The 19,680-nt window shown below is 59.5% G+C and carries 15 protein-coding genes; 10 read left to right on the top strand and 5 right to left on the bottom strand.

Features of this window, described 5'->3' with window-relative positions:
- Positions 1 to 3: 3 nt before the first annotated feature.
- The 7 genes from pduQ to K7H21_RS05060 all read left to right on the top strand — a co-directional run bounded on the left by pduQ (position 4) and on the right by K7H21_RS05060 (position 6,248).
- Complete coding sequence (pduQ, locus tag K7H21_RS05090) at positions 4 to 1,116, top strand: 1-propanol dehydrogenase PduQ (RefSeq protein WP_004124538.1); 1,113 nt, start codon at positions 4 to 6, stop codon at positions 1,114 to 1,116.
- Positions 1,113 to 2,468, top strand: a complete 1,356-nt coding sequence (pduS, locus tag K7H21_RS05085; RefSeq protein ID WP_049123346.1) for a cobalamin reductase PduS — start codon at positions 1,113 to 1,115, stop codon at positions 2,466 to 2,468. The genes pduQ and pduS overlap by 4 nt, the downstream gene beginning before the upstream one ends.
- Positions 2,469 to 2,470: 2 nt before the next feature.
- Entirely contained in the window at positions 2,471 to 3,025 is a 555-nt protein-coding gene (gene pduT / locus K7H21_RS05080) for a propanediol utilization microcompartment protein PduT (protein ID WP_223035637.1), read from the top strand.
- Positions 3,025 to 3,375 (top strand): propanediol utilization microcompartment protein PduU, encoded by a 351-nt coding sequence (gene pduU / locus K7H21_RS05075; RefSeq protein ID WP_004124546.1) that lies wholly within the window; start codon positions 3,025 to 3,027, stop codon positions 3,373 to 3,375. Before pduT ends, pduU begins: the two co-directional genes overlap by 1 nt.
- A 4-nt stretch (positions 3,376 to 3,379) precedes the next feature.
- Positions 3,380 to 3,832: a propanediol utilization protein PduV gene (gene pduV / locus K7H21_RS05070; RefSeq protein ID WP_223035636.1), complete on the top strand. Its 453-nt coding sequence runs from the start codon at positions 3,380 to 3,382 to the stop codon at positions 3,830 to 3,832.
- Positions 3,817 to 5,031 (top strand): acetate/propionate family kinase, encoded by a 1,215-nt coding sequence (locus K7H21_RS05065; protein ID WP_004124553.1) that lies wholly within the window; start codon positions 3,817 to 3,819, stop codon positions 5,029 to 5,031. The genes pduV and K7H21_RS05065 overlap by 16 nt, the downstream gene beginning before the upstream one ends.
- Before the next feature lie 350 nt (positions 5,032 to 5,381).
- Entirely contained in the window at positions 5,382 to 6,248 is an 867-nt protein-coding gene (locus K7H21_RS05060) for an L-threonine kinase (protein WP_142470351.1), read from the top strand.
- Between the two features lie 272 nt (positions 6,249 to 6,520).
- Here the strand turns inward: K7H21_RS05060 and cobD are convergent, their stop codons facing one another.
- On the bottom strand, positions 6,521 to 7,600 hold the full coding sequence (gene cobD / locus K7H21_RS05055) for a threonine-phosphate decarboxylase CobD (RefSeq protein WP_172880310.1): 1,080 nt from the start codon (positions 7,598 to 7,600) through the stop codon (positions 6,521 to 6,523).
- A gap of 17 nt (positions 7,601 to 7,617) precedes the next feature.
- Positions 7,618 to 8,871: an N-acetylmuramoyl-L-alanine amidase AmiC gene (gene amiC / locus K7H21_RS05050; RefSeq protein WP_004124560.1), complete on the bottom strand. Its 1,254-nt coding sequence runs from the start codon at positions 8,869 to 8,871 to the stop codon at positions 7,618 to 7,620.
- 227 nt (positions 8,872 to 9,098) lie between these two features.
- Between amiC and argA the strand changes: the two genes are divergently transcribed.
- The 3 genes from argA (at position 9,099) to K7H21_RS05035 (ending at position 11,240) form a co-directional block, all read left to right on the top strand.
- Positions 9,099 to 10,430, top strand: coding sequence for an amino-acid N-acetyltransferase (gene argA, locus K7H21_RS05045; RefSeq protein ID WP_004105227.1), 1,332 nt, complete (start codon positions 9,099 to 9,101; stop codon positions 10,428 to 10,430).
- Between the two features lie 149 nt (positions 10,431 to 10,579).
- Positions 10,580 to 10,894, top strand: coding sequence for a hypothetical protein (locus tag K7H21_RS05040; RefSeq protein ID WP_142445209.1), 315 nt, complete (start codon positions 10,580 to 10,582; stop codon positions 10,892 to 10,894).
- Positions 10,895 to 10,931: 37 nt separating this feature from the next.
- Positions 10,932 to 11,240, top strand: a complete 309-nt coding sequence (locus K7H21_RS05035) for a hypothetical protein (protein WP_004124564.1) — start codon at positions 10,932 to 10,934, stop codon at positions 11,238 to 11,240.
- Between the two features lie 14 nt (positions 11,241 to 11,254).
- Here K7H21_RS05035 and recD read toward each other — a convergent pair whose 3' ends face one another.
- From recD to ptrA, 3 genes are read right to left on the bottom strand one after another with little or no spacing between them, the layout of a single operon-like run.
- Positions 11,255 to 13,090 carry an exodeoxyribonuclease V subunit alpha gene (gene recD / locus K7H21_RS05030; protein ID WP_087829929.1) on the bottom strand — a complete coding sequence of 612 codons (1,836 nt, stop codon included), beginning with the start codon at positions 13,088 to 13,090 and terminating at the stop codon, positions 11,255 to 11,257.
- Positions 13,087 to 16,632 (bottom strand): exodeoxyribonuclease V subunit beta, encoded by a 3,546-nt coding sequence (gene recB, locus K7H21_RS05025; protein ID WP_142445210.1) that lies wholly within the window; start codon positions 16,630 to 16,632, stop codon positions 13,087 to 13,089. Before recB ends, recD begins: the two co-directional genes overlap by 4 nt.
- The gene (gene ptrA / locus K7H21_RS05020; RefSeq protein WP_223035635.1) at positions 16,629 to 19,514 is read right to left on the bottom strand and encodes a pitrilysin; all 2,886 of its coding nucleotides are present in this window, start codon (positions 19,512 to 19,514) and stop codon (positions 16,629 to 16,631) included. Before ptrA ends, recB begins: the two co-directional genes overlap by 4 nt.
- Positions 19,515 to 19,680: the final 166 nt, after the last annotated feature.

Raw genomic sequence — 19,680 nt, 5'->3', positions numbered from 1 at the left:
GCGATGAAGACTTTCTCACTACAAACGCGGTTGTACAGCGGTCAGGGTAGCCTGGCGGCGCTCAGGCGCTTTACCAACAAGCACATCTGGATCATCTGCGATGGCTTTCTTGCGCGCTCGCCGCTGCTGGAGACCCTGCGCAACGCATTACCCGCAGATAACCGCATCAGCGTCTTTAGCGAGATAACCCCGGACCCCACCATCCGCACCGTGGCGCAGGGCATTGCGCAAATGCAGGCTCTGCAGCCACAAGTGGTTATCGGCTTCGGCGGCGGCTCGGCGATGGATGCGGCGAAGGCTATCGTCTGGTTCAGCCAGCAGAGCGGCATCAATATCGAAACCTGCGTGGCGATACCAACCACCAGCGGCACCGGTTCGGAAGTGACCAGCGCCTGCGTGATTAGTGACCCGGATAAAGGCATCAAGTATCCGCTGTTTAACAACGCGCTCTATCCCGATATGGCGATCCTTGACCCGGAGCTGGTGGTCAGCGTGCCGCCGCAGATTACGGCCAACACCGGCATGGACGTACTGACCCACGCGCTGGAGGCGTGGGTCTCTCCGCACGCCAGCGACTTTACCGACGCGCTGGCGGAAAAAGCCGCCAAACTGGTGTTTCAGTATCTGCCCACCGCGGTGGAAAAAGGCGACTGCGTGGCGACGCGCGGGAAAATGCACAACGCCTCAACCCTTGCCGGGATGGCCTTCAGCCAGGCGGGACTGGGGCTTAACCACGCCATCGCGCACCAGCTTGGCGGACAGTTTCATCTCCCGCACGGTCTTGCCAACGCGCTGCTGTTAACCACGGTTATCCGCTTTAACGCCGCTGTTCCCCGTGCTGCCAAACGCTACGCGCGGTTGGCAAAAGCCTGTGGATTTTGCCCGCCAGAGGCCAACGACGTTACGGCGATCAATGCCCTGATCCAGCAAATCGAACGGCTCAAGCAGCGCTGCGCGCTGCCTTCGCTGGCGGTGGCGTTGAAAGAGGGACGATCCACATTTTCAGCGCGCATTCCGGCGATGGTGCAGGCCGCGCTGGCTGACGTCACGCTACGCACCAATCCTCGCCCGGCCAGCGCCGAGGAGATTCGGGAACTGCTGGAGGAACTGCTATGAGTCACGCCGTCAACGCTGTTGAAATGGCCCTGAGCGCTGATGACATCCGTGAGCGCGTTCGCGCAGCGGGCGTGGTCGGCGCGGGGGGCGCGGGTTTTCCCGCCCACGTGAAGCTGCAGGCGCAGGTAGAGATTTTTCTGGTGAACGCAGCCGAGTGCGAACCGATGCTCAAGGTCGACCAGCAGCTGATGTGGCAGCAGGCTGCGCGTCTTGTCCGCGGCGTACAATACGCAATGACGGCAACCGGCGCGCGCGAAGGGGTGATTGCCCTGAAAGAGAAATACCGCCGGGCTATCGATGCGCTCACCCCGCTGCTGCCTGCCGGTATTCGCCTGCATATTCTGCCCGATGTCTATCCCGCAGGCGATGAGGTGCTGACTATCTGGCTGGCGACCGGTCGCCGGGTCGCGCCCGCCGCGCTGCCGGCCAGCGTCGGGGTCGTGGTGAATAACGTGCAAACGGTGCTCAACATGGCCCGCGCGGTCGAGCAGCAGTTTGCGGTGACCCGCCGGACGCTGACCGTTAACGGCGCGGTCGCCAGGCCGCTGACCGTCACCGTCCCCATCGGCATGTCGCTGCGCGAAGTGCTGGCGCTGGCGGGCGGCGCGACGGTCGACGACCCCGGTTTTATTAACGGCGGCCCGATGATGGGCGGCCTGATTACCTCTCTCGATAGCCCGGTGACCAAAACCACCGGCGGCCTGCTGGTGCTGCCGAAAAGCCATTCGCTTATTCAGCGACGGATGCAGGATGAGCGCACGGTGCTTTCCGTGGCCCGCACCGTCTGCGAACAGTGCCGACTCTGTACCGATCTCTGCCCGCGGCATCTGATCGGCCACGAACTCTCTCCGCACCTGCTGGTACGGGCGGTGAACTTTCATCAGGCCGCCACGCCGCAGCTGCTGCTGAGCGCCCTCACCTGCTCAGAGTGCAACGTCTGCGAAAGCGTGGCCTGCCCGGTGGGGATCTCGCCGATGCGCATCAACCGCATGCTCAAACGCGAGCTGCGGGCGCAAAACCAGCGCTACGAAGGGCCGCTCTATCCGGCAGATGAGATGGCGAAATATCGCCTGGTGCCGGTGAAGCGGCTGATCGCCAAACTGGGGCTAAGCCCCTGGTATCAGGAGGCGCCGCTGGTGGAAGACGAACCGGCGGTCGCAACCGTGACGTTGCCGCTGCGCCAGCATATCGGCGCCAGCGCGGTAGCCAACGTTGCGGTAGGAGAACGCGTTACGCGCGGGCAATGCGTTGCCGATATCCCGGCAGGCGTATTAGGCGCGCCGATTCACGCCAGCATCGACGGCGTGGTTGCGGCCATCAGCGAACAGGCCATCACGGTGGTAAGAGGTTAACCATGTCTCAGGCTATAGGAATTTTAGAACTCACCAGCATTGCCAAAGGAATGGAGCTCGGCGATGCGATGCTGAAAAGCGCCAACGTCAATCTGCTGGTCAGCAAGACTATCTGCCCGGGTAAGTTTTTGCTGATGCTCGGCGGAGATATCGGCGCTATCCAGCAGGCCATTGAAACTGGCGCGTCGCAGGCCAGCGAAATGCTCGTTGACAGCCTGGTGCTGGCGAATATTCATCCCAGCGTACTTCCGGCCATCAGCGGCCTGAACAGCGTAGATAAGCGCCAGGCAGTAGGCATCGTTGAAACCTGGAGCGTTGCGGCCTGCATCAGCGCCGCCGATCGGGCGGTGAAAGGCTCAAACGTCACCCTGGTGCGGGTGCATATGGCCTTCGGCATCGGCGGTAAATGTTACATGGTGGTGGCGGGCGACGTATCCGACGTCAATAACGCGGTCACGGTGGCCAGCGAAAGCGCGGGCGAAAAAGGGCTACTGGTTTATCGTTCAGTGATCCCGCGCCCGCATGAAGCGATGTGGCGACAGATGGTGGAGGGATAATGGAAAGACAGCCGACAACGGATCGCATGATTCAGGAGTACGTGCCGGGGAAACAGGTCACCCTCGCGCACCTGATTGCCAATCCCGGAAAAGATCTCTTTAAGAAGCTCGGTCTGCAGGATGCGGTTTCCGCCATTGGCATCCTCACCATTACCCCCAGCGAGGCGTCGATTATCGCCTGTGATATCGCCACCAAATCCGGCGCGGTGGAGATCGGTTTTCTCGACCGTTTTACCGGGGCCGTGGTGCTGACCGGCGACGTTTCCGCCGTGGAATATGCCCTCAAGCAGGTGACGCGCACTCTGGGCGAGATGATGCAGTTCACCACCTGCGCAATCACCCGGACGTAGCGCAATGAAGCGCCTGATGTTTATCGGCCCCAGCCAGTGCGGCAAAACCTCGCTAACGCAAAGCCTGCGCGGTGAAGCGCTCCATTATAAGAAAACCCAGGCTATCGAATGGTCGCCGATGGCCATCGATACGCCGGGGGAATATCTGGAGAACCGCTGCCTGTATAGCGCTCTACTGACCAGCGCCTGCGAGGCTGACGTTATCGCCCTGGTACTGAACGCCGACGCCCAGTGGTCGCCGTTTTCGCCTGGGTTTACCGCCCCGATGAATCGCCCGACGATTGGCCTGGTCACCAAAGCCGACCTCGCCGACCCGCAGCGGATATCGCTCATCGCGGAGTGGCTTACGCAGGCTGGCGCCGGGCGGATTTTTGTTACCAGCGCGTTGAACAATTCGGGACTCGACGCGGTGCTGGATTTTCTGAATTCGAAGGACCCCCTATGTCTTACAAAATAATGGCCATCAACGCCGGCAGCTCATCGTTAAAATTCCAGCTGCTGGAAATGCCCCAGGGCGAGACGCTCTGCCAGGGATTGATTGAACGTATCGGTATGGCAAACGCCCAGGTGACCCTCAAAACGCCGGCGCAGAAATGGCGGGAATCGGCGCCGATCGCCGATCATCGCGAAGCCGTCACGCTGCTGCTGGAAAAGCTCCTCGGCTACCGCATTATTGAGAGTTTGCAGGATATTGACGGCGTCGGCCACCGCGTGGCGCACGGCGGCGAGCGCTTTAAAGATTCGACGCCGGTGACCGATGAAAGCTTAGCGGAAATCGAGCGTCTGGCCGAGCTGGCTCCGCTGCATAACCCGGTTAACGCCCTGGGAATCAAAGTCTTCCGCCAGCTGCTGCCCGATACGCCGTCGGTAGCGGTGTTTGATACCGCTTTTCACCAGACGCTGGACGAGCGCGCGTTTATCTATCCGCTGCCGTGGCGCTACTACAGCGAGCTGGGCATTCGCCGCTACGGCTTCCACGGCACCAGCCATAAGTACGTCAGCGCGACGCTGGCGGAAAAGCTGGGCGTGCCGCTGAGCGCTCTGCGCGTGGTTTGCTGCCATCTCGGCAACGGCAGCAGCGTTTGCGCCATTAAAGGCGGGCGTTCGGTGAACACCTCAATGGGCTTTACGCCGCAGTCCGGGGTGATGATGGGCACCCGCAGCGGTGATATCGATCCGTCGATTTTACCGTGGCTGGCGCTGCATGAGGGGCAAACGCCGGAGCAGCTGAATCAGCTGCTGAATAACGAATCCGGCCTGTTGGGGGTTTCCGGCGTCTCACACGATTATCGCGATGTCGAACAGGCGGCGGACGGCGGTAATCGTCGGGCGGCCCTGGCGCTGGCGCTATTTGCCGAGCGTATTCGCGCCACCATCGGCAGCTATATCATGCAGATGGGTGGAATTGATGCGCTAATCTTTACCGGCGGCATCGGCGAAAACTCGGCCCGTGCCAGGAGCGCCATCTGCCATAACCTGAATTTCCTCGGGCTGTCGGTCGATGAAGAGAAAAACCAGCACAACGCCACCTTTATTCAGGCCGAACATGCGCTGGTCAAAGTGGCGGTCATCAATACCAATGAAGAGCTGATGATTGCCCGCGACGTGATGCGCCTCGCGCTTCCCGAAGCGCAGACATTAACCGTTTCAGCCTGAGCTCGCCGTCCGGCAAGTTGCGGTGAATCATGGTAATAACGGGATCGGCATGACACTATGCGCTTAAAATTCTGAAACTTTACCCTAAATAATTCAAGTTACAGGACAAAGCACTTGTGCTTTGAACAGCGCTTGCGCTGGCCCCGTAGGGGCGAGGCCGCAGGCCGAGTAACGCGGCAAACGAGTGACAAATTCGTCTGGAACGAATTTGAACAGCCAAAGGCTGGCTTTAGTGAGGGACAGGGATGTCCCTCATAGTCCCCAGGAGCTTACATAAGTAAGTGACTGGGGTGAATGAGAGCAGCCAACGCTCCTGTAGCTTGAAGTATAACGGGTAAAAAGGTGAATACGTGGCCGTAGCACAATGCCCCGCCTCCTGTGGGGAACTTATCCAGGGCTGGATCCTCGGCAGCGAGAAGCTGGTCTCCTGCCCCGTTGACTGGTACAGCACCGTCGAGGTGGACTACGGTTCGCCTCGCGCGGATGAACGCCCGCTGTCGCGGGCGATGGTTGACCGACTGCTGAGCTACTGGCGCTATCCGCCAGCGCTGAGCAAAGAAATTCGGATCGATATTTGCTCTACGATTCCGGTCGCCAAGGGGATGGCCAGCAGCACCGCGGATATCGCCGCGACGGCGGTGGCCACCGCGCATCATCTCGGCCATCCGCTGGATGAAGCCACCCTCGCCCGGCTCTGCGTTTCCCTGGAACCCACCGACAGCACCCTGTTCCGCCAGCTGACCCTGTTCGACCACAACACCGCCGCCACGCAAATTGCCTGCAGCTGCCAGCCTCAGCTCGATCTGCTGGTACTGGAAAGCCCCGCCACGCTGCTGACCACCGATTACCACCGCCTTCCCCGGCTCGAAAAGCTGCATGCCCATTCCGCCGCGCTGCATCAGGCCTGGGAGAAAGTTCAGCAGGCCTGCCAGACCGACGATCCTCGACGGATGGGCGAGGCGGCGACGCTGAGCGCCATCGCCAGCCAGCATCTGCTGCCGAAGCCGGGTTTTGATACGCTGCGGGGGCTGGTGGAAGAGTGCGATTTATACGGCATTAACGTGGCGCACAGCGGCAGCGTGGTCGGCCTGATGCTCGACCGCCAGCGTCACGATATTGAGTATTTGCAGCGGCGGCTGCAGGAAACGAGGCTTAGCGAGCTCTGGCCCCGGCAACATCTGCTGCGCATGGTGCAGGGCGGCGTCAAGCTTCGCTAACGCTACAGCAGCCATACCTCCCCGGAGGCGGCGCTGCGCGCCTGTCCGGGCTACCGGTCCGCAGACGGCTATGAATCCGTAGCCCGGCTAAGCGCAGAGCGAGGCGGGGATAAGCCGCACCGATGCATTAATCCCGGCGCATTCCCCGGGTTGCGGCGCTGCGCGCCTTACCCGGGCTACCGGACCGCAGACGGCTGTAAACCCGTAGCCCGGTCAGCGCAGCGCCACTGGGAAGAACGCAGACGAACAATGGCGGCAGACGCCCGGAACATCTACCCGTTAAAAACCCGCCTGAAAGCCGTTAGCAGCTGCGTATTCTCCTGCTGGCTGCGGATCGCGACGCGGAAGTAGCGTCCGTCGAGCCCGGGGTAGTTAGCGCAGCTGCGGATCAGGATGCGCCGTTGCAGCATCACGTATTGCAGATCCAGATCCGGCACGTCGCAGCGCAGAAACAGATAGTTGGCCTGCCCGGGATAGACCGTCAGACCGGGAACGTGGCGCAGCTGATGGTAAAAGCGCTGCCCCTCTTCCGCCAGCCACTGCCAGGTTTTCTGCTGATAGACGCTATCCTGGAGAATAATTTCCCCGGCCAGCGCGGCAAAAGCGTTGATTGACCACGGCATCTGACGCTCGCGCATTCTCGCCACCGCTCGCGCATCGCCATTGACCAGATACCCCAGACGCAGGCCGGGAATGGCATAAAACTTAGTCAGCGAACGCAGCACCCACACGTGCGGGTTGCGGCTCAGTAGCGGAATAAACCCCGGCTCATCGGGGATAAAATCGATAAATGCTTCATCGAGAATCAGGGCGATTCCCAGCGACTTACAGCGTTCAGCAATCATCTCCAGCAGACGGCGCTCGGGCAGCAGACCGGTTGGGTTGTTCGGGGTGCAGAGAAACAAACAGTCCAGATCCGGCGTCAGAGCGTCAAGAATCGCCCCGGTGAGCTGCCAGCCATCCTCTTCACACAGCAGAAATTCCCGTACCGCGCAGTCCACCGACTGCAGCGCCCGGCGGTATTCGGCAAAGCCCGGAGTGACGATCATCGCCTGGCGCGGCTTGAGACCCTGAACCAGCGTAAAGATCGCTTCAGTTTCGCCGTTTCCGGCGAGGATCCATGAGTCGGGGATCTGATGGTGTTCCGCCAGCGCGAGGTGCAGCTGCTGATACTCAACGTCAGGATAGCGTTCGGCGCAGGCCATATTGTCGATGATGGCGCGCTTTAAGCTTTCCGGCATCCCCAGCGGATTGATATTGGCGCTAAAATCCAGCAGCTGTTCCGCACAGATGCCCAACAGCGCGGCGGCCTCGCGGATATTGCCGCCGTGGGCGCTCTTCAGTAGAGCCATATCCTTTTCCTGTTGCGTTACCCTCGCCTTGCCAGCGTCGCGCCGTCGGCGAAGTAGGCTTTAATCCCTGCCAGAATCGACTCTGCTACTTCCTGCTGGAATTTCGCCGTTTTCAATTTACGCTCTTCTTCGACGTTACTGATAAACGCGGTTTCCACCAGAATCGATGGAATATCCGGCGCCTTCAGCACCGCGAAGCCCGCCTGCTCAACCCGGTTCTTGTGCAGGTTATTAATGTTGCCCATCTTTTCCAGCACCGCCTTGCCGAACTTCAGGCTGTCGGCGATGGTCAGCGACTGCACCATGTCGAACATCGTGTGGTCGACGTAGCGGTCGCCGCTTTTGCTGACGCCGCCGATCAGATCCGAGGCGTTCTGGGTCTGCGCCAGATACTTAGCCGCGGTACTGGTGGCCCCTTTGGTTGACAGGGCAAACACCGACGATCCGCTGGGCTGACGGCTGGTAAAGGCATCGGCGTGAATAGAGACAAACAGGTCGGCGCGCTGCTTCTGCGCCTTGGCGACGCGGACCTTCAGCGGGATAAAAACGTCCTCGTTGCGGGTCATATAGACCTTCATATTGCCCTCTTTCTCGATCAGCGCGCGCAGCCGTCGGGCAATCTGCAACACCACGTCTTTCTCGCGGGTGCGGTATTTCCCCACCGCGCCGGAGTCTTCGCCGCCGTGGCCGGGATCGAGCATGATAACAATGGGCCGATCGCGCCCGGCTTTACCCGGTTTAGGCCCGCTCTCCGCTGGCGGAACCTGCCGCTGAAGATCGCCTTTGTTGTAATCCTCAAGCAGCGCCAGCAGCGGATCCTGCACGTCGGTGGCGTTAGCGGGATAGAGGTCCATAACCAGACGCTCTTTAAACCCGGCGACCGGAGCCAGCGCGAACAGCTGCGGTTTCACGTTCTGTTTTAGCTCAAACACCATGCGTACGGTTTGCGGATCGAACTGCCCCACGCGGGCGGATTGAATATAGGGGTCGTCGCCGCGAATCTGCCCCCCCATGCCTTTAAGTACGGAATTGAGATTAACCCCTTCCAGATCCACCACCAGACGTTCAGGATTGCTGAGCGCAAACTGCCGATATTTCAGGATATGGTTGGACTCCACGGTCACGCGGGTGTAGGTCGACGATGGCCATACGCGTACGGCAACCACCTGCGCCGCGGCAGCCAGGCCAACCGGGCTCACACTCATTAACCACATGGCGCCCGCCCCTTGTAAAAAACGGCGGCGGCTTAATCCTGACTTGTATCCCGACATGCCACTCCCAAGCAGTAAGAAATCATTCGTATTGAAAACAAACAGATTGACCGGAAACTTTAACGAAAGGCGTATAACCTGTCATCTATAAAAGGGTAAACAATCTTTGACACCCTGATTTGGCTCACACCTTTTTCCTGGCTCCGTCCAAAATTGGGGCTTGCGTTTGCCGACAAAACAGAATAAAAATACATTAATTACGAATAATCATGCATTGAGGTTGTGTCATGGTGAAGGAACGTCGCACCGAACTGGTAGAGGGATTCCGCCATTCTGTTCCCTATATTAACGCCCATCGGGGTAAAACGTTTGTCATCATGCTGGGCGGAGAAGCCATTGAGCATGATAATTTCTCTAGTATTGTCAACGACATTGGTCTGCTTCACAGTTTGGGCATTCGCCTGGTGGTGGTCTATGGCGCTCGTCCGCAGATTGACGCCAATCTGGCCGAACATCGCCATGAGCCGGTTTATCACAAACAAACCCGAGTGACTGACGCTAAAACGCTCGAGCTGGTTAAGCAGGCGGCGGGCATGTTGCAGCTGGAAATTACCGCTCGCCTGTCGATGAGCCTCAACAACACACCGCTGCAGGGCGCTCACATCAACGTGGTCAGCGGCAATTTCATTATCGCGCAGCCGTTAGGCGTGGACGACGGTGTGGATTACTGCCACAGCGGGCGCATTCGCCGCATTGATGAAGAAGCGATTCACCGCCAGTTGGATAACGGCGCGATCGTGCTGATGGGCCCGGTTGCGGTGTCGGTCACCGGCGAAAGCTTTAACCTGACCTCCGAAGAGATTGCCACCCAGCTGGCGATTAAGCTGAAAGCTGAAAAGATGATTGGCTTCTGCTCATCGCAGGGGGTTTACAATCAGGACGGCGAGATCGTCCCCGAACTGTTCCCCAACGAAGCCCAGGCGCGCGTCGAAGAGATGGAAGCGGATGAAGACTACAGCTCCGGCACGGTGCGCTTCCTGCGCGGCGCGGTAAAAGCCTGCCGCAGCGGCGTACGCCGCTGCCACCTGATCAGCTATCAGGAAAACGGCACCCTGCTGCAGGAGCTGTTCTCACGCGACGGTATCGGTACCCAGATAGTGATGGAGAGCGCCGAGCAGATCCGCCGCGCCACCATTAACGATATCGGCGGTATCCTCGAGCTGATTAGCCCGCTGGAGCAGCAGGGCATTCTGGTCAGGCGTTCGCGCGAACAGCTGGAGATGGAAATCGACAAATTCACCATTATTCAGCGCGACAACACCACCATCGCCTGCGCCGCGCTCTATCCTTTCCCGGAAGAGAAGATCGGCGAAATGGCCTGCGTGGCGGTGCATCCGGATTACCGCAGCTCATCGCGCGGCGAAGTGCTGCTCGAACGCATTGCCGCGCAGGCGAAGCAAATGGGCCTCAGCAAGCTGTTTGTGCTCACAACCCGCAGCATTCACTGGTTCCAGGAGCGCGGATTTACGCCGGTCGACGTCGACCTGCTGCCGGAGAGCAAAAAAGAGATGTACAACTATCAGCGCCGCTCCAAGGTGCTGATGGCAGACCTGGCCTGATAATATTATCCCCGGAAACCCATCCGTAACCGGGGATAATTATCTCTCGTCCAACAACCCAATTATTTATAATCTATTCCCCTGATAGCTGGCCTCGCTTATAGTAGTTTAAGAACGGAGTTGCAATATAAGCATGGAGAGCAGCCTGAATGATCCTTTTTGAAAACGGTTCCCCTCGCTACAGGCGAATAATTGGCACACTACTCTCTTTATATCCCTGGCTGCTGATGGTGTTGGTCTCTCTTAATGTCAGGAATAAACTCGCAGGCGGATTTTTCAGCGCAGGCGCGGCATTTGCTTGTGCGCTGGCCACCCTGTCATTCATTAATCTTATTATTTCCATAATTTTCATTATGCTAATTAATATATTTATCACGACCAGAGAAAAAGTAAATACCGGTTATTTCTGGGCAATAAAGTCTATCTCTTTACTGTGGGTAATTTTCCCGATATTTAATCTCTAAGCGTTTCATTGCAAAACACAAAGGATGTGTACTTATTATGCAGAAATCACCAAACTGGTTTGTGAAGAATATAAAGCTAATCGTCACCGTTATTGCGCTTTATCCCTGGTTACTCGTTCTGCTGATGATGATGGGCAGCGGCGGCGCTTCCGGAAGCGCCCTGGGAGCCGGGCTGTTCATTTTCTTTGTTTTCATTGTCCTGTCTATCATTAACCTTGTGATTTCAACCGTGATTATCGTGGTGGTTAATGTCTCAACGCCTCCGATCCCCAAAGGCTCGGCAAAGTATTTTCTCGCCATGAATTCCATCTCGCTGCTATGGCTGATGCTTTTACTGGTGTCCTAATAGCCGCCGGGCTCTCACCCGGCGGAAAAAATATCCCCCAGGCCGCTGCGGCGTTCGGTACGCGCGACAACCGCCTGGGTCAGCACCTGCTCATCGGCATAAATCGACAGCTGCCGTTTCGCACGCGTAATAGCGGTATAAACCAGCTCGCGGGTTACCAGCGGCACGCTGCGCGAAGGCAGGATCAGCGCCGCGTGATCGAACTCTGACCCCTGCGATTTATGCACCGTCATCGCCCAGGCGGTATCGTGCTCCGGCAGACGACTTGGCTGAACCGACTTGATGCTGCCATCGGGCATCGGGAACCAAACGCGCAGGCCATCGCCTCTTTCCAGCGCAATACCGATATCGCCGTTAAACAGCCCCAGCGCGCTGTCGTTGCGGGAGATCATCACCGGCCGTCCTTCATACCAGCGCGAATGGCGCGGCAGAGCAATCGCCCGCTTGCGGTTCAGCATCTGCTCCAGCTGTTCGTTCACGCCGCTAACGCCATAAGGACCATCGCGCAGCGCGCAGAGCAGCTGAAACTCGCTAAAGGCGGCAATCAGCTCTGCGGGCTCGGCCCGTTCACGCAGCAGCTGCAGAAAACGGCCGTAACCTGCCTGCGCCTGAACGAGCATCGCTTCATACTCCTCGGTGGAGCTCAGCGGATGCAGGGCGATATCGTCGAACGACTGACGCAGCGTCTCCCTGACCGCGCGGCGTTCACCGCTGTTCACCGCCCAGGCCAGATGGCCGATACCGGAGTGGCGGCCAAAACGGTAGCTTTTTTGTAGCAGGCACAGGCTATCGCGCAGGGCGCCGGCAATCTCGCTTTCGCCTGCCGGCACCGGCTGACCGGTCAAGCGGCCAAGCTGCGCCGCCCGCGCCGGGGTGAACCCTGCATTAACCCACGCGCAAATATCCCCCAGCACCGCGCCGGCCTCTACCGAAGCCAGCTGATCGCGGTCGCCAAGGAAAATCACCCGCCCGTGTTCAGGCAGCGCCTCGATCAGGCGCGACATCATCGGCAGGTCAATCATTGAGGCTTCATCGACCACCAGCACGTCAAGATGCAGCGGGTTCCCGGCATGATAACGCATCCGCTGGCTTCCCGGCTGCGCGCCCAACAGGCGATGGAGGGTGCTGGCTTCGGTCGGCACCAGCGCCTTTTGTTCGTCGGTAAGAGGGAGGCGGCGCAGCGCAGCGCCGAGGGATTCAGTCAGGCGCGCGGCGGCTTTACCGGTCGGCGCCGCCAGACAAATACGGCAGCGCGGGCTGGTGTTGGTTTGAATCAACGCCGCCAGCAGTTTGGCGACGGTGGTGGTTTTACCGGTCCCGGGGCCGCCGGAGATCACCGAAATCCGTCGGGTCAGAGCAACCGCGGCAGCAACCTTTTGCCAGTCGATTTCATCCCCTGGCGGAAACAGCGCGTCGAGCGTCGAGGCCAGCCGGGTTTCATCTACCTCCAGCACCTGGTTGGCTTCGTTAAAGAAGCGCGCGACGGTTAATTCGTTGCGCCACATGCGGTTGAGATAGAGCCGTTCGCCGCAGAGGATCATCGGCGTCGGCCGCTCACCGCGGCTCACCGCTTCCGAATCGAGCAGCAGGGGCAGCCAGCCCTCCGCAGCGCCGGTCAGTTCAAGGATTTGCTCACTCAGAGCCGTTGTCTTTGCGCTCAGGAGTTCATCGTCGGCAAGACGTGAAATCGGCAGGCAGACGTGCCCCTCTCCGGCATCGCGGCTGAGAATTGCGGCAGTCAGCTTCACCGCCGGATGCGCCTCCTGCGCCACCATGAGCGCAAACTGGACGTCCAGCGGGCGCAGCAGGCGCTGTTCAACCGCCTGCTGCAACAGTTCATCCATGGTCATAGCACAACCTCCAGGGTTTCCCCGGCAAACAGCGCATCGAGGCCGTTAATCAGCGGCAGCGCCGGCCGGGTGGTGAAGATCCCCTGCCCGCCTTCCTGCCCGTCCATGCCGCGTAAAAAGAGATAAATAACGCCGCCGAAATGGCGTTCGTAATCATAATCGGCCATACGGTGGCGTAAATAGCGGTGCAGCGCCAGGCTATAGAGCTGATACTGCAAATCGTAACGATGCGAACGCATTGCCTGCCTCATCGCCTCCTGGGTATAAGCCTCGCGGTTTTCCCCAAGCCAGTTGGATTTGTAATCCAGCAGGTAGTAGCGGCCGTTGTGGCGAAACACCAGGTCGATAAAGCCTTTCAGCATCCCGCGCACCTGGCGGAAATCGAGCGTTGGGGTATCCACGGAGAGCGAATCATACTGGCGAATCAGCGCATCCAGACGCAGGGGATCCAGCGGCTGTTCGATGGGGAGATAAAACGCCATCTCCACCTGTTTATCGCGCTCGCTCAGCTGATTGAGGGCGATCCCCGCGCCAGGCAGAGGGGTACGCAGTACGCCGTCGAGCCATGCGGTCAGCACGGGGGTCCACTTTTCCTCGAAGCCGCTCAACTGAAGTTTTTCCGCCATCCAGTCGGCGGGAATCGGCTGGGTAAAATCGAGATCTTCGAACAAACTGTGCAGAAACGTTCCCGGCGACGCGCCGCGCGGGAACTGGTGCGGCGTAAGCTGCGGCTCCTCCACGACCTTACCGACGCCAGCGGCATCGACATCCAATCGCGGCAGAAGATCCTGCGCCACGCTGTGTCCATTCTGCTGCAGGCCGGAATAGCTGGTGACCCGCCAGTCATCGGTCACCGACCGCTCAAGCATACGGGCTGAAAGCGGCGGCAGCTCCGCCTGCGGAGCCTGCCACGGCATCTGCGCCGCCATATCCGGCAGCTGCAGGGCAATGTCCCCGCTGCAGAACACCTGCAGGCGCGCCATCAGCCCCGCGGCATCCATCGCTTCCCCGCCCTGCAGCAAACGGCCCAGCGCGCTGTGATGAAAATCGCTGGTGCCAGGTTTGTCGCTGCGTCGGGTGCTGAGCGGCGCCACGCCAAGGCTACAGTGCCAGACCGCGCGGGTCAGCGCGACGTAAAGCAGACGTAAGTCTTCGGCCAGACGCTCGGCCTCCGCCAGCTCCATGCTGCCCTCATCCTGGCCCAGGTCGAGAACGGCGGCAAAGGAGCTTCTGTCGTGATAAAACGCCTGATCCTGCTTACGGAACCGCGCGATAAACGGCAGCCAGACCAGCGGATACTCCAGCCCTTTCGATTTATGGATGGTGACGATCTGCACCAGATGCTTATCGCTTTCCAGCCGCATCTGCTGGCTGGAGGCGTTGCTGTCCGGTTCGGCGATATGCTGCGCCAGCCAGCGCACCAGCGCATGTTCGCTCTCCAGCTGGTTCGCCGCCTCCTGAAGGAGCTCGCTGATATGCAGAATATCGGTCAGGCGCCGCTCGCCGCCGTTGGTCGCCAGCAGATTTTCAGCGATGCTCCGCGCGCTCATCAGCGCGCGGAGCATCGGCATGACGCCCCGCTGCCGCCAGACTTGCCGGTAGCGACTAAACTCCTCAACCAGCTCATCCCACGCCCGTTCGTCGTGATTGAGATTTTCGATATCCAGCGCGTTAAGGCCAAACATCGACGTCGCCAGCGCGCTGCGCAGCGTATTTTCGCGTTCAGGTGCCAACACCGCCTGGAGCAGCCACAGCAGCTCCTGCGCCTCCGGCGTTTCAAACACGCTATCGCGATTGGAGAGATACACGGAAGGAATCGACAGCAGCTGGAGGGCATCGCGGATTAATGACGCTTCCTGGCGATTACGCACCAGTACCGTGATGTCTGAAGCCCGCACCGGCTCCGCTTTTTCACCGCGCCACAGCAGCGCCTTGCCCTGCTGGCCGGCACTGAGCCAGTCGCGGATTTGCGCCGCGCAGAGCTGAGCCATAAACGTCTGGTAATCCCCCGCGCCCACAGCCTCGCCCGACATCAGCCAGATATTCATCGCCGGTACCGCAGCATCATCGACAGTAAAGCGCAGCCCCTGGTTTTTATCGGCCGACTTCACCGGCATAAACGGGATTTCACGGAACATAAAGGGATTATCGCTGAGACTAAACAGGCGATTGACGCTGTCAACCATCCCCGGCGCGGAGCGCCAGTTGGTGTCGAGCGTATAGTGGGCGGTGACGTCCCCGCGCGCCTTCATATAGGTGAAAATATCCGCGCCGCGGAAGGCGTAGATAGCCTGTTTTGGGTCGCCAATCAGCAGCAGCGCAGTGTCCGCCTGACGCCGCCAGATGCGGCGAAAGATGCGGTACTGCTGCGGGTCGGTATCCTGAAATTCGTCGATCATCGCCACCGGAAAGCGCTGGCGAATCGCGCTGGCCAGCGCTTCGCCGCTCTCCCCGCGCAGGGCGTCATCCAGGCGGCTGAGCATATCGTCAAAGCCCAGCTCGCCGCGGCGGCGTTTCTCCCGCGCGACCGCTTCGCGGATTTCAACCATCGCCCTGGCGATCACCAGATCGGTCAGGGTTAACGGTGTCGCCAGCAGCGCTTCTACCGCGCTGAACAGCGGGTGTACTGGCGGCGCGCCGTCCGCTTTGGTGCGCTCAAGCAAGAAGACCTGGGAGAACTTTTCCAGCGCATCCGGAAGCTGGTAGCTCAGGGTCTCTTCCTGGGCCCAGGCGGTCACTTTCTCCAGCCATTTCCCCTGATTGCCGCGATTGAACTTGCGCCGGTCGAGGCCCGAGTTTTCCAGCACCGCCTCAACCTCGCCCACCTGTGCCAGCCACTGCTGCTTCAGCGCGTTGATGCGTTCGATAATTTGCTGATGGCGTTCGGCTAGCGTTTCGTCAGCCGGCGGCGGAGATTTAAGCTGCGGCGCCTCTCCCTGTAGCCAGCGGTCGATGGATTTCAACAGATCGCGCGGCCCTTTCCACGCTTCGTGGATAACCGCCGCGATTTCGCGCGGCAGCGGGTAGCAGTGGCGACGCCAGAAGTCGGCGCAGGCCTGATAGCGCAGGCGGGACTCGTCTTCAATCAGCTGCTGTTCGAACAGCATGCCGGACTCAAAGGCGTTGAGGCTCAGCATCCGCTGACAGAAGCCGTGAATGGTAAACACCGCCGCTTCGTCCATCTGGCGTTCGGCCAGCAGCAGCGTTTGCGCGGCCTGGGTTTTATCGGCGATTTCCGCCAGCAGCCCGGCGTAAAGCGGGTTGTCGGCGCTGTCGCGCAGGCAGGCGATACGCAGCTCGTGGATGTTGCTGCGAATACGCCCGCGCAGCTCTTCGGTCGCCGCTTCGGTAAAGGTCACCACCAGCAGCTCTTCCACGCTAACCTGCCGGGGAAAGGCGGATTCACCGCCCAGCCCCAGCAGCAGCCGCAGATAGAGCGCGGCGATGGTAAAGGTTTTTCCTGTGCCCGCAGAGGCTTCTATCAGGCGCTCGCCCGTCAGGGGCAAGCGCAGGGGGTCAAGAGACTCGGCGGTGTCGGTCATTCATTCTCTCGCATCAGGGGTAAGGATTTCTGCAATGCGCTGACGTTCTCCCAGACTTTGCCATCCTGAGGATGCGCGTATTCCGCCTTGCCATTCTGGCTACCGGAAACCTGGGAGAGCATTGCCATGCCCTGCGGATCCACCACCGTCTGATGGAAGAAGTCGGCAAGCTTTTGCGGCGTCAGCAATTTAATCTGAGCCACTACTTTATCACGTGAATCGAAACGCATATTACCGCGATCGAAATCTTTGCTCAGCTTCGACGCTTCATCGCCCAGCGTTTGCGGCGCTTCCAGCATCTGACCAATTACCGCCTGCTGAATTTGCGCAAACTCTTCCGGCTTCATCGCCCGCAGTTTGGCTTCCGCCGTGGGGAAGAAGGCCTGGAAACGCTGCCAGAGATAAGCCGGCTGCTTATCGTTGCTTTGCAGCAGGAACCCCATTCCCCACTGGCGGCCCACGTTCATCGAGAAGGCGAAGACCGCGTAGCCCAGCTGTTCTTCCGTACGCAGCTGGTTATAGAACCACGGCTGTACGATTTGCCCGAGAAGCGAGCTGGCGGCGGAGCTGGCGTATTCGTCAATGTTCGGCGGCGCGAAGACGGCGGCCAGCGCGGAATCGGTGCTGTTGCCCGCTTTTTCAAAAATCGCCAGCTGTTTATGGTCGACCAGCACGTCTTTGTTGCGGCACCACTCGTTGCCGTCGGCGCCGAGCTGTTTTTGAATCTGCCGCGCCATGGCGGTGGATTGATCGGCGGTAAGATTACCGATGACCATCAGCTCCGGTCGCCCTTTCGCCTTGAGATTAGCGCGGTACTCCAGCACCTCTTTCAGCGTAATCGACGGCAGCAGCGCCCGCCGCTCTTCACGCTGGAAGTACGGCACCTGCGAAACCATCTGAATCGGCATGATCGCCTGATCGTAGGCTTTGCCTTTATCCGCCGAATCCATCATCTGAGCGTACCAGGATTTGGCCTGCTCCAGCTGTTCTTCGGTTGGCGTATAGCTGAAGTAGCCGTCGAGCAGGGCGTTAAACAGCTCAGGCAGATGCTGGGTATAGCCGTTGGCGTTAACCATCAGGCCGTTATTCGCGCCGGTAGAGAAGCTGATCCCCCCGACCGCCGCCTGGTTGCTGAGCTGGTCGAGCGCAATGCCCGCCAGATAATCATTGAGCGCAAACATCACCTGGCGGCGGGCGCTGTCCATCGCCTGCGGGTTCCGCAGAACCAGCGAGATATCCGCTTTCGGTTCGCTGGCGAAGTACTGGCTCGGCGCGTAAATCACCCGCAGCGTCGGTTCATCAACGATCAGCTGCGGATGCGGGTAAGCCTTATCGCTTTTGATTAAGCTGAAATCATCCGGAATATAGGGGTTCAGCACCGGCAGCTTGAGGTCGATGGCGCTGGACTTCTGCTGCCAGTCGGCAAAGGTCTGCTCGCTGATTTTATCCACCTGATAGGGCGCATTGACAAAGTAGGCTGTCTTGTTATGTGGCTCTTTCGGGCTGATGTACCAGATGCGGGCATTTTGCGGCGTCATCATCGCCAGGCGGTCTTTGATTGCCTGCGGATCGTAGCGATCGGCAATGTTGACCACGTCCAGCGTATGCTCCACCGGCACGCGGATCATGGTGTCCGCCAGCCATTCGACGTAATCCATATTGCGGTTGATGGATGGGTAGCGGAAGTCGAGCGCCAGCACGTGGGCCAGCTCATCAAAATAGCGTTTATCAATCCCCTGGCTGCGCAGCAGATTGAGGTAGCTAAAGATGGCTGCGGTAACTTCATCGCGGTGTGCCAGACCTTTGTCCGTCAGGGTCGCAGATATCGCCAGCACCCCGCTGTTGCCGTTGACCACCGGGTCAGAGTCCGCGCGAATGCCTTCAACCAGCCCCTGCTTTTGCAGCCAGTCGGAGAGCGTGCCGGGACTGCGATTACCGATCATGTAGGTCACCAGCTCATCGGTTTTGCTGCGGAACTTGTCGCTATTGTTATCAATGCGGAATTCCACGCGCAGCACTTTACGCGGCATCGCCGGGACGTAGTGAATGATAATGCCCTTTTGCGCATCGGTCACCACCGGGACGGTAATCTCCGGTTTGCTGATATCGTGGTTCGGCACGCGACCGTAGGTGGCCGCCGCGATGCTTGCCAACTCCGGCAGAGGCTTGTTGCTGTAGATCACCGCCTTCATCAGGTTGGCGGAATACCAGCTATCGCGGAAAGCGTGCAGGGCATCAAGCACCGGTTTGCCGGGCTTATCGCTCAGCGTTTCAAGGTTACCGCCGGAAAACTGCGAGCCGGGGTGCGCCGGGTTGATGGTTTCCGCGCTAACCTGCGCCATTCGCATCCCGTCCCGGGTACGCGCCATCGTGAGCTCGGCATTCACCGCATTACGCTCGCGGTCGGCATATTTTTTATCCAGCAGCGGCGCGGCGATGGCGTCGGCCAGGCGATCGACCGCGCCGTCGAGGGCGTCGTTTTCCACTTCAAGATAGAAGGCGGTGCGATACGGCGCGGTGCTGGCGTTGTGGCTGCCACCGTGCATTTTGAGAAACTCTGCGAGGCTATCCGGCTGCGGGTACTTTTTCGAGCCCATCAGCGTCATATGCTCCAGGAAGTGGGCCAGCCCTTGATGCTCGGCGGGATCCTGCAGCGATCCCACGGGAACGACCAGCGCCGACAGCGATTTTACCGCCTGGGGATCGGAAACCAGCAGCACCACCATGCCGTTATCGAGGCGGATCGCCTGATATTGACGGGTATCTTTGTCGCTTTTACGGATGGTTTCCTGGATCGGTTGCCATCCGGTGTCTGCCTGACTTAACGGCGCCCAGAGGGCGGCCAGTAAAACAATAACCTTGAACCATAAACTGCGGGGCATTCACGGACCTCATCATTAACAAACCTGGCGCTGCATAATTGGCAGCCTTAGAGCTTTTCCCGGTAGGTGTCATTGTTGCAGCCAGTTTGGACGCGGACAGCGCGGAACAACCGGAGCGTACACATAGTACGTGAGGATTGTGAGCACTGCCCAAGCCCAAACAGGC

The sequence above is a fragment of the Klebsiella sp. CTHL.F3a genome (assembly GCF_019890895.1).
Taxonomy (GTDB): domain Bacteria; phylum Pseudomonadota; class Gammaproteobacteria; order Enterobacterales; family Enterobacteriaceae; genus Klebsiella; species Klebsiella grimontii.
Note: the sequence above shows the minus strand (reverse complement) of the source record. Positions and strands in the feature narration are given on the sequence as shown.

What these genes read in the sequence shown, in the direction of transcription:
- cobD (WP_172880310.1), bottom strand. Translation starts at nt 7,600, where the DNA reads ATGGCTCTACTGAAGAGCGCCCACGGCGGCAATATCCGCGAGGCCGCC.
- pduT (WP_223035637.1), top strand. Translation starts at nt 2,471, where the DNA reads ATGTCTCAGGCTATAGGAATTTTAGAACTCACCAGCATTGCCAAAGGA.
- K7H21_RS05040 (WP_142445209.1), top strand. Translation starts at nt 10,580, where the DNA reads ATGATCCTTTTTGAAAACGGTTCCCCTCGCTACAGGCGAATAATTGGC.
- amiC (WP_004124560.1), bottom strand. Translation starts at nt 8,871, where the DNA reads ATGTCGGGATACAAGTCAGGATTAAGCCGCCGCCGTTTTTTACAAGGG.
- argA (WP_004105227.1), top strand. Translation starts at nt 9,099, where the DNA reads ATGGTGAAGGAACGTCGCACCGAACTGGTAGAGGGATTCCGCCATTCT.
- recD (WP_087829929.1), bottom strand. Translation starts at nt 13,090, where the DNA reads ATGACCATGGATGAACTGTTGCAGCAGGCGGTTGAACAGCGCCTGCTG.
- pduQ (WP_004124538.1), top strand. Translation starts at nt 4, where the DNA reads ATGAAGACTTTCTCACTACAAACGCGGTTGTACAGCGGTCAGGGTAGC.
- pduV (WP_223035636.1), top strand. Translation starts at nt 3,380, where the DNA reads ATGAAGCGCCTGATGTTTATCGGCCCCAGCCAGTGCGGCAAAACCTCG.
- K7H21_RS05065 (WP_004124553.1), top strand. Translation starts at nt 3,817, where the DNA reads ATGTCTTACAAAATAATGGCCATCAACGCCGGCAGCTCATCGTTAAAA.
- pduS (WP_049123346.1), top strand. Translation starts at nt 1,113, where the DNA reads ATGAGTCACGCCGTCAACGCTGTTGAAATGGCCCTGAGCGCTGATGAC.
- recB (WP_142445210.1), bottom strand. Translation starts at nt 16,632, where the DNA reads ATGACCGACACCGCCGAGTCTCTTGACCCCCTGCGCTTGCCCCTGACG.
- ptrA (WP_223035635.1), bottom strand. Translation starts at nt 19,514, where the DNA reads ATGCCCCGCAGTTTATGGTTCAAGGTTATTGTTTTACTGGCCGCCCTC.
- K7H21_RS05035 (WP_004124564.1), top strand. Translation starts at nt 10,932, where the DNA reads ATGCAGAAATCACCAAACTGGTTTGTGAAGAATATAAAGCTAATCGTC.
- pduU (WP_004124546.1), top strand. Translation starts at nt 3,025, where the DNA reads ATGGAAAGACAGCCGACAACGGATCGCATGATTCAGGAGTACGTGCCG.